Here is a 9,299-nt window from a genome sequence, read left to right on the forward strand (position 1 = left end):
CCGTGCCCCGCCTGACAGGCCGGGCTCCGGCATCGCCACAGGGCTTCCCGATGAAGCCCCGCAACGAAGTAAGGAAGTGAGTCCGGGTGGTGCTCTCCGTCTCCGCACTGGTGCTGTTCGGTGCCCTCGTCTTCATTTTCATCCGCAACAAGCAGTTGAAGACCAGCCACGCGGTCATCTCGGCGCTTTTCGGATTCATGCTCAGTGCGTCGACGGCGGCGGAGCCGATCAGGAACTTCCTGTCCTCGGTGGCCAAGAGCCTTCAGTCCTTCTCCGGCTGACCCGTCGTCGGGGACCGGCCTACCGCCGGGCGGACCGCAGGGCCCGCCTGACCCGCCCCAGCAGTCCCCGCCGGGGGGCGGTGACCGTGCGGAGCACGGGTTCCGGCGCGGGGCGTACGGGTGCGGGTTGCACTCCGCCCTCGGCGACCAGCAGGACGAACAGGCGCGCCCAGCAGAACCGCTCGCCGCGCGGCCAGTCCAGGGCGTGCAGCGCGGCCGAGGCGGCCTCCGAGACCTCTCCGTTCACCCGGACCTCGGCGATGTCGTCCCCGGCCCGTCCGCCGAGGAACAGCTTCACGCCGTTCAGCTGCGGACCGGTGAGCTCGGGGCGGAGCGCCTCGGCGAGGGCCGGCAGCGGTTGGTGGTCGGCCAGCCAGCCGGCCAACTGCTCGTTGCCGAAGCCGAAGACCGCCGCCGGGCCCTGGATCGCCTGCCAGCCGGCCAGCTCGGCGGGCCGGTAGTGGTCGCCGTGCTCACCCCGGTGCTCCAGCAGCTCCACCACGGTGGAGGCGGTGGTGGTGGCCCACATCTTCACGGCGTTGTCGAGCTTCTCCTCCTCGGTCTTGCCGAGTCCTGCCGCGCAGTCCCAGACCACCGGGGCGTCCGCGCGGCCGAGGTCGAGGACGAAGCCGAGGTCCACGTGACCGCTCCCGCCGTCCCCCGGGTGCTCACGGACGGCCACCGCCGTGGTCCCCGGACCCCGGACCACCTCGCCGTCCACCGTGAACTCCACGCCGAACTGCGCCATTTCGCGGACCACGCTGCGCTGGATGACGGCCATTCGGTCCTGCGGACGCACGGGCGGGCTCCTAGCTCGAATAAATGATCGGTAAGTCGAACGCGAGGCGAGATTATCGGCCGCGGGCCCCGGCGGGAAACGGACCGTCAGTTACGCCGGGTGCGGGCGGGGTGACGGAGGTCACCGGGGATTCTTCCGGGGGTGCCGGAGCGTGCCCGAATGCGTGCAGACGGTGTGATTCGTGACCATCTGTACCAATCTGTCCGGCCGATCGTGACGGCGGGGGCTGCACAGAGCAGTCCGCCCTGGCCGGAGAGTGACCTCGGGCCCCGATGTCTTTATGTCTTCCTTATGTCCGGACTGAGACGGGCTTGCTCTGTGTACGTCGGATCGGTTTTTCTACTCACCCAGCCCGGCCACCGTCCGGGTCGGCCCGCCGGGTGGAACGCCGAGTCCTGCCGCTGCCCGGGGGCTGCACTTCAGCGCAGTGCACGGCAGGAGCGGGGGACCCACAGGTAAGTCGCCGAGCCCGGAGATCCGGGACGGCTAGGGGTGAAGCCGCATCCGTGCGGCCGGGCTACTCCCTGCCCGAACCCGACAGCTCACCTCGCAGGCGTCGGAGAGGACTCCCCCCATGTCCGCACAGGACAACCGTCGTTCCCGCCTGCCCCGATTCGCCCGCCTCGCGGTCGTCGCCGGTGTGACCGGTGCCGCTCTCGCGCTGCCCGCCACCGTGGTGACCGCCCAGGCCGCCCCGGCCTACACCTCTCCGGTGGCCAACCCGCACCTCGGCACCCCGTACCACGCGGCCGGTTCCGCATGGGCCAGCGGCTACCACACCGGGGTGGACTTCCTGGTCGCCACCGGCACCACCGTCAAGGCGGTCACCACCGGCACCGTGGTCGCCACCGGCTGGGGCGGCTCGTACGGCAACCAGGTCGTGATCAGGCACACCGACGGCAAGTACTCCGAGTACGCCCACCTCTCGGCGATCACCGTGAAGACCGGGCAGTCCGTGGGGACCGGCCAGCAGATCGGCCGCTCCGGCGCCACCGGCAACGTCACCGGCCCGCACCTGCACTTCGAGGTCCGCACCGGCCCGGCGTACGGCTCCGACATCAACCCGGTGAGCTACCTCGCCGCCCACGGCGTCCGGGTCTGACGCACCCCCGGTCACATCCCGCCCCGCTGCCGTGCGCCGCGTGCCACCGCGGTCCCGCCGCAGCGCTCCCCGTCGCGGCGGGGGAGGGGTGGGGCGGACCGGCTGCAGGACGTCGCGGTGGCAGGAGCGGGCCGTCCGGGCCCCTGGGGAGTGGGCCCGTGCGCTGCCGCCGGCCCGGCCTTCGGGCGGATCCGGCCGCGCGGGCCGGCGCCGACCTGACGCCGGCACAGACGACTTCGGGCCCCTGGCCGACGGTCAATCCGGGGGGCAGGGGCCCCGATTGGTTTGAGCGGGTGACGAGAATCGAACTCGCGTGACCAGTTTGGAAGACTGGGGCTCTACCATTGAGCTACACCCGCATGCCGGAACTGCGCACACGACGCCCCCGAGCACCTGTCGGTCACGAGGACGGGGTCAGCCTACCTGGTTCGGTCGGTTGCTTGCACACTGCTTTCGGTTCCGGGCATGTCCGACGGCCTCGCGATATAGCGGCGAGGGCGGACCGGCCGACGTGTACGCTTCCTCTCGGCACCACGGGGTGTGGCGCAGTTTGGTAGCGCGTCCGCTTTGGGAGCGGAAGGCCGTCGGTTCGAATCCGGTCACCCCGACAGTGCGGCAGGGTCTCGTCTGAGGGCGGGGCCCTGTTGGCTTTCCCGGGACTCCTGGCGTTCCGGAGGCGGTTCGGGCAACCTGGAATGTTGATCGTTCACCAAGTGTTTCGGTCAGTGCACACCCACGCCCCGAGGACAGCGAGAACCAGATGACAGCCGCCGACCAGCCCGCCGCCCGCCGGAGGGGGCTCGATCCGAAGGTCGCCGTCGGCGCGGTCTTCGTCGCCGCACTCTTCATGTCGATCATGGACACCACGATCGTCAACGTGGCGCTGCCGTCGATCGGGCGGCAGTTCGACGTGGATCCGGCCTCGGTCGGCGTGGTCAACGTCGGCTACCTGGTGAGCCTCGCCGTGTTCGTCCCGCTCTCCGGCTGGCTGGGCGACCGGTTCGGCACCCGCCGGGTCTTCCTGGCCGCGCTCGCCCTGTTCACGCTCGCCTCGCTGCTCTGCGGAACCGCGGGCAGCCTCGACCGGCTGACGGCCTATCGGATCTTCCAGGGGTCGGCCGGCGGCCTGCTCACCCCGGTCGGGATGACCATGCTGTTCCGGGCCTTCCCGCAGGAGGAGCGGATGCGGGCCACCCGGGTGCTGATGCTGCCGACCGCGGTGGCGCCCGCGCTCGGGCCGGTGCTCGGCGGCTGGCTGGTGGACAGCCGGTCCTGGCACTGGGTCTTCATCGTCAACGTCCCGATCGGCGTGCTGGCCCTGCTCTTCGGCCTGCTGTTCCTGCCCGACTACCGCTCGGACGCCGCCCACCGCTTCGACCCGGCCGGGTTCCTGCTCGCCGGGCTCGGCCTCGGCCTGGTGATGTACGCGCTCTCCGAGGGGGCCGACCGGGGTTGGGGGAGTGCCGGCATCCTGGCCTCGGCCCTGCTGGGCGCGGTCGCCCTGGTGGCCCTGGTGGTGGTCGAACTCCGGCGCCCCGAGCCGATGCTGGACCTGCGGCTGTTCCGCGACCGGATCTTCCGGACCGCCAACCTGCTCTCGCTCTTCTCCGGTGCCGCCTTCCTCGGCATGCTCTACCTCTTCCCCCTGCTGATGCAGGACGCGCTCGGGATGGACGCGCTGCACAGCGGGCTGATGGTCTTCCCCGAGGCGATCGGCGTGATGATCGCCTCCCAGGTGGCCGGCCGGCTCTACCCGAGGGTGGGTCCGCGCAGACTGCTCGCCGTCGGGGCGACCGTGGTCGCGCTCTGCCTCGCGCTGATGGCGACCATCGGCCCGGACAGCGACCTCTGGGCGGTCCGGGCCCTGCTGTTCGTCACCGGGTTCGCCATGGCGCACGTCTTCATGCCCTCGCAGACCGCCGCCTTCGCCACCGTCCCGGCCCGCTCCACCGGCGGCGCCTCGACCCTCTACAACGCCCAGCGCCAGCTCGGTTCGGCGCTCGGGGTGGCCGTGCTCGGCACCGTGTTGACCGCGATCGGCACCGTCACCACCACGTCCGGAGGTACGCCCACGGCGAACCTCGCCGCGTACCACGCCGCCTTCCTGGTGGCCGCCGCACTGGCCCTGGTGGCGGCCGTGACGGCACTGTTCGTCCGGGATTCGGACGCTGTGGCCACCATGCGCCCGGTCGTGGCGGCCGAACCCCGGACCGGAGCCGAACAGGCGGCGGCACACTGATCGCGGGCGGGCCTGGCGTCCGCCTTTCGTGGTACCGGTAGGATGGGCCGCTGGCCGGTAGTGCCTGTGCATACGCCCAGGTCGACCGCCTGAGGGCGAGGAGTCAAGCTCACCGTCCACCACGTACGGGAGATGCAGCCCCAACCGCCCATCGCCCGTCTCGCCCGCACCGGATCAGCCGGACGGGCGGAGACAACCTGACCGCAAGCCCTTAGGAGACCCAACCGTGAAGAGCGCCGTCGAGACTCTGAACCCGACCCGGGTTCGACTCACCGTCGAGGTGCCCTTCGAGGAGCTCAAGCCCAGCCTCGACGCGGCGTACAAGAAGATCAACCAGCAGGTCACGGTCCCGGGCTTCCGTAAGGGCAAGATCCCGGCCAAGGTTATCGACCAGCGCTTCGGTCGTGCCGCCGTGCTGGAGGAGGCCGTCAACGACGCCCTGCCGCGCTTCTACACGCAGGCCGTCGACGAGGGCAAGATCGAGGTCCTCGGGCAGCCCGAGATCACCGACATCGAGGGTGTCGAGAAGATCGCCGATGGCGGCGACCTGAAGTTCACCGCCGAGGTCGATGTCCGCCCGGAGATCACCCTGCCGGACTTCGCCGCCATCGAGGTCACCGTCGACCCGATCGTGGTCGAGGACGCCGACGTCGAGAAGTCCCTGGAGCAGCTGCGCGAGCGCTTCTCCTCGGTCAAGGACGTCGAGCGCGCCGCCGCCGAGGGCGACGTCGTGATCGTCGACCTGGAGGCCAAGGTCGACGGTGAGGTCCCCGAGGACGGCACCGCCACCGGCGTGAGCTACGAGATCGGCTCCGGCCGCCTGCTGGACGGCATCGACGAGGCCGTCGTCGGCCTGTCCGCCGGTGAGTCCAAGACCTTCACCACCGAGCTCAAGGGCGGCACCCAGGCCGGCAAGAGCTCCGAGGTCACCGTCACCGTGACCGCGGTCCAGGAGAAGGAGCTCCCCGAGCTGGACGACGAGTTCGCCCAGCTGGCGAGCGAGTTCGACACCCTGGACGAGCTGAAGGACGACTCCCGCAAGCGCCTGGAGCGCATGCGTGAGTTCGACCAGGCCACCCAGGCCCAGGAGCGCGTCCTGGACGAGCTGCTGAAGCTGGTCGAGATGGAGTACCCGGAGAAGCTCCTCAAGGACGAGATCGAGACCCGTCGCCACAACCTGGAGCACCACCAGCTGGAGCCCATGGGTCTGAACCTGGAGACCTACCTCGCCACCCAGGGCAAGACCCTGGAGGAGTTCCAGGCCGAGACCGAGGAGCAGGCGAAGAAGGGCATCAAGACCCAGTTCGTGCTCGACGAGATCGTGGCGAAGGAGGAGCTCGGCGTCAACCAGGAGGAGCTCACCGAGCACCTGATCCGCCGTGCCGCCGGTTCGGGCCTGACCCCGGACCAGTTCGCCCAGCAGGTCGTCCAGGGTGGCCAGGTGCCGCTGCTGGTCGGCGAGGTCGCCCGCGGCAAGGCGTTGGCCGCCGTGGTCGAGGCCGCCACCGTCAAGGACACCAACGGCGAGGTCGTCTCCTTCGACGACGCCGAGGACGAGACCGAGGAGTCGGCCGAGGCCGCCACCGAGGCCTGAGTCCTCAGTAGTTCCTGATGGTGAGCCCGGGTGCCGAATGGTGCCCGGGCTCACTGTTTCCGATTGCTGACCCTGCGCTCACAGCGAACAGTTCTGCGTGGGGGATTCCGAGGCCCGGCCTGCGCGTTAGGGTCCTTAGACAGCGACATTCACACAGTGAAATCCCATAGCTGTGCGACACCGCGACGGCCCGGTGCGGCCGTCCAATTCGACTGAGCAGGTGGCTAAGTGACGTTCCCGCAGATGCAGATGCCTGGCCTCATGGCGCCGCACGCCGCCGCTGGTGACGTGCTCGGCGGCCTGGGGGACCAGGTCTACAACCGGCTGCTCAACGAGCGCATCATCTTCCTCGGCCAGCAGGTCGACGACGAGATCGCCAACAAGATCACCGCCCAGCTGCTGCTCCTGGCCGCCGACCCGGACAAGGACATCTTCCTTTACATCAACTCCCCGGGCGGCTCGATCACCGCGGGCATGGCGATCTACGACACCATGCAGTACATCAAGAACGACGTGGTGACGATCGCGATGGGCATGGCGGCCTCGATGGGCCAGTTCCTGCTCACCGCCGGCACCCCCGGCAAGCGTTTCTCGCTGCCGAACGCCAACATCCTGATGCACCAGCCCTCCGCCGGCCTCGGCGGTTCGGCCACCGACATCAAGATCCAGGCCGAGCAGCTGCTCCGCACCAAGAAGCGGATGTCCGAGCTGATCGCCCACCACAGCGGCCAGACCTTCGAGCGCGTCACCGCGGACTCCGACCGCGACCGCTGGTTCACCCCGGAGGAGGCCATGGAGTACGGCCTGATCGACAAGATCATGCACAGCGCCGCGGACGTCCCCGGCGGCGGCGGCACCGGCGCCTGAGCGCCGCCCGCACCCCCACCTCGTCCCGTACGCACTCGGAGGCCAAGAATCCCATGAACACCCCCCTGACGCCCCGCGGCGAGTTCTACGGAGCCCGCTCGGAGTCCACTGCCCCGCGGGCAGAGGGCCGCTACATCGTCCCGCGCTTCGTCGAGCGCACCTCGCAGGGCATCCGCGAGTACGACCCGTACGCCAAGCTGTTCGAGGAGCGCATCATCTTCCTCGGCTCGCAGGTAGACGACGTCTCGGCCAACGACATCATGGCCCAGCTGCTCTGCCTGGAGTCGATGGACCCGGACCGCGAGATCCAGATGTACATCAACTCGCCGGGCGGCTCCTTCACCGCGCTGACGGCGATCTACGACACGATGCAGTACGTGAAGCCGGACATCACCACGGTCTGCATGGGCCAGGCAGCCTCCGCCGCCGCGGTGCTGCTGGCGGCCGGTACGCCCGGCAAGCGGATGGCGCTGCCGAACGCCCGGATCCTGATCCACCAGCCGTACACCGAGACCGGCCGCGGCCAGGTGTCCGACCTGGAGATCCAGGCGAAGGAGATCTTCCGGATGCGCGAGCAGCTGGAGGAGATGCTGGCCAAGCACTCCAACAAGGACATCGCGCAGGTCCGGGACGACATCGAGCGCGACAAGATCCTGACGGCCGAGGAGGCGCTGGAGTACGGGCTGATCGACCAGATCATCTCGACCCGCAAGACCTCGCTGACCGACTGACCTCGGCAGCCCGGGGCGGGGCGTACACCATGACTCACGTGATGTACGCCCCGCCCCGTTCCGTTCCTTCCGGGCCGGTGGGCCCGGCACAATCAGTTGCGGGCCTCATGCCCGCGAGACGGCATCTGTTCGGTATCAATTCGCCCAGGGCGTAGGGCAGAGCAGTCGAAGTCGGCGGATTCACCGGCTCAGCAGAGTACCGTCGGATAGCGAGACCGACCGCCGACGGCGCAGCCGGTCCACAGCACCAGGCCCCGGACCCCCGCGGGGCCCCTGGCGAAGGGGAAGCACCTCGTGGCACGCATCGGAGACGGTGGCGACCTGCTCAAGTGCTCGTTCTGCGGCAAGTCGCAGAAGCAGGTGAAGAAGCTGATCGCCGGGCCAGGCGTGTACATCTGCGACGAGTGCATCGACCTGTGCAACGAGATCATCGAGGAGGAGCTCGCGGAGAGCTCCGAGGTGCGCTTCGAGGAGCTCCCGAAGCCGCGCGAGATCTACGAGTTCCTCGATCAGTACGTGGTCGGCCAGGACCTGGCGAAGAAGGCGCTGTCCGTCGCGGTCTACAACCACTACAAGCGGGTCCAGGCGGGCGAGGCCGGCCGCAGCGGCGGGAACGGCCGCGAGGACGCGATCGAGCTGGCCAAGTCCAACATCCTGCTGCTCGGCCCGACCGGCTCCGGCAAGACGCTGCTCGCGCAGACCCTGGCCCGGATGCTCAACGTGCCGTTCGCGATCGCGGACGCCACCGCGCTCACCGAGGCGGGCTACGTCGGCGAGGACGTCGAGAACATCCTGCTGAAGCTGATCCAGGCGGCCGACTACGACGTCAAGAAGGCCGAGACGGGGATCATCTACATCGACGAGATCGACAAGGTCGCCCGCAAGAGCGAGAACCCGTCGATCACCCGCGACGTCTCCGGTGAGGGCGTCCAGCAGGCGCTGCTGAAGATCCTGGAGGGCACCACCGCCTCGGTGCCCCCGCAGGGCGGACGCAAGCACCCGCACCAGGAGTTCATCCAGATCGACACCACCAACGTGCTGTTCATCGTGGGCGGTGCGTTCGCCGGTCTGGAGCGGATCATCGAGGGCCGCGCGGGTGCCAAGGGCATCGGCTTCGGTGCCAACATCCGGTCCAAGCGGGAGCAGGACGCCAGCGACCACTTCCGTCAGGTGATGCCGGAGGACCTGGTGAAGTTCGGGATGATCCCGGAGTTCATCGGCCGCCTGCCCGTGATCACCAGCGTGCACAACCTGGACCGCGAGGCGCTGCTGCAGATCCTCACCGAGCCGAAGAACGCGCTGGTCAAGCAGTACCGCAAGCTCTTCGAACTGGACGGTGTGGAGCTGGAGTTCACCCGGGACGCGCTGGAGGCCATCGCCGACCAGGCGATCCTGCGCGGCACCGGCGCGCGCGGCCTGCGGGCGATCATGGAGGAGGTGCTGATGTCCGTGATGTACGAGGTGCCCTCGCGTCAGGACGTCGCCCGCGTGGTCGTCACCGGGGACGTGGTCTCCAAGCACGCCATCCCGACCCTGGTCCCGCGCGACATGATCAAGCGCGAGCGTCGCGACAAGAGCGCCTGAGACCCGACAGCGAAGGGGCCCCGCCGAGTTGGTCGGCGGGGCCCCGTCGCTGTCGGGGTGTCACTTAGTGACCTCACCGGTGTCGCGCCGTTCCCCGGCACC

The 9,299-nt window shown here is 69.4% G+C and carries 7 protein-coding genes, 2 tRNA genes, 1 pseudogene and 1 riboswitch; of the genes and pseudogenes, 8 read left to right on the top strand and 2 right to left on the bottom strand.

What is annotated here, in order from left to right:
- The first annotated feature begins 86 nt into the window (after positions 1 to 86).
- Positions 87 to 281 carry a hypothetical protein gene (locus tag ACFC1R_RS29270; protein ID WP_045306043.1) on the top strand — a complete coding sequence of 65 codons (195 nt, stop codon included), beginning with the start codon at positions 87 to 89 and terminating at the stop codon, positions 279 to 281.
- 19 nt (positions 282 to 300) lie between these two features.
- Here ACFC1R_RS29270 and ACFC1R_RS29275 read toward each other — a convergent pair whose 3' ends face one another.
- Positions 301 to 1,080: a DUF6348 family protein gene (locus ACFC1R_RS29275; RefSeq protein ID WP_375943648.1), complete on the bottom strand. Its 780-nt coding sequence runs from the start codon at positions 1,078 to 1,080 to the stop codon at positions 301 to 303.
- A gap of 413 nt (positions 1,081 to 1,493) precedes the next feature.
- Positions 1,494 to 1,649: riboswitch (cyclic di-AMP (ydaO/yuaA leader) on the top strand.
- A gap of 149 nt (positions 1,650 to 1,798) precedes the next feature.
- Between ACFC1R_RS29275 and ACFC1R_RS29280 the strand changes: the two are divergent.
- Positions 1,799 to 2,182: pseudogene (locus ACFC1R_RS29280) on the top strand (M23 family metallopeptidase); the annotation flags it as partial.
- A gap of 288 nt (positions 2,183 to 2,470) precedes the next feature.
- Here the strand turns inward: ACFC1R_RS29280 and ACFC1R_RS29285 are convergent.
- Positions 2,471 to 2,541: transfer RNA gene (locus tag ACFC1R_RS29285), tRNA-Gly, on the bottom strand.
- Positions 2,542 to 2,716: 175 nt separating this feature from the next.
- On the opposite strand from ACFC1R_RS29285, the gene ACFC1R_RS29290 reads away from it, so the two are divergent.
- The 6 genes from ACFC1R_RS29290 to clpX all read left to right on the top strand — a co-directional run bounded on the left by ACFC1R_RS29290 (position 2,717) and on the right by clpX (position 9,197).
- Positions 2,717 to 2,790: transfer RNA gene (locus ACFC1R_RS29290), tRNA-Pro, on the top strand.
- 152 nt (positions 2,791 to 2,942) lie between these two features.
- Positions 2,943 to 4,421 (top strand): MDR family MFS transporter, encoded by a 1,479-nt coding sequence (locus tag ACFC1R_RS29295; protein ID WP_375943650.1) that lies wholly within the window; start codon positions 2,943 to 2,945, stop codon positions 4,419 to 4,421.
- A gap of 226 nt (positions 4,422 to 4,647) precedes the next feature.
- Positions 4,648 to 6,015 carry a trigger factor gene (tig, locus tag ACFC1R_RS29300; RefSeq protein WP_375943652.1) on the top strand — a complete coding sequence of 456 codons (1,368 nt, stop codon included), beginning with the start codon at positions 4,648 to 4,650 and terminating at the stop codon, positions 6,013 to 6,015.
- 249 nt (positions 6,016 to 6,264) lie between these two features.
- Positions 6,265 to 6,882, top strand: coding sequence for an ATP-dependent Clp protease proteolytic subunit (locus tag ACFC1R_RS29305; protein ID WP_375943657.1), 618 nt, complete (start codon positions 6,265 to 6,267; stop codon positions 6,880 to 6,882).
- A gap of 53 nt (positions 6,883 to 6,935) precedes the next feature.
- The gene (locus tag ACFC1R_RS29310) at positions 6,936 to 7,613 is read left to right on the top strand and encodes an ATP-dependent Clp protease proteolytic subunit (protein ID WP_045306047.1); all 678 of its coding nucleotides are present in this window, start codon (positions 6,936 to 6,938) and stop codon (positions 7,611 to 7,613) included.
- 294 nt (positions 7,614 to 7,907) lie between these two features.
- Positions 7,908 to 9,197, top strand: a complete 1,290-nt coding sequence (gene clpX, locus ACFC1R_RS29315; protein ID WP_045306048.1) for an ATP-dependent Clp protease ATP-binding subunit ClpX — start codon at positions 7,908 to 7,910, stop codon at positions 9,195 to 9,197.
- The last annotated feature ends 102 nt before the right edge of the window (positions 9,198 to 9,299 follow it).

The organism is Kitasatospora sp. NPDC056138, from assembly GCF_042264695.1.
Lineage (GTDB): Bacteria > Actinomycetota > Actinomycetes > Streptomycetales > Streptomycetaceae > Kitasatospora.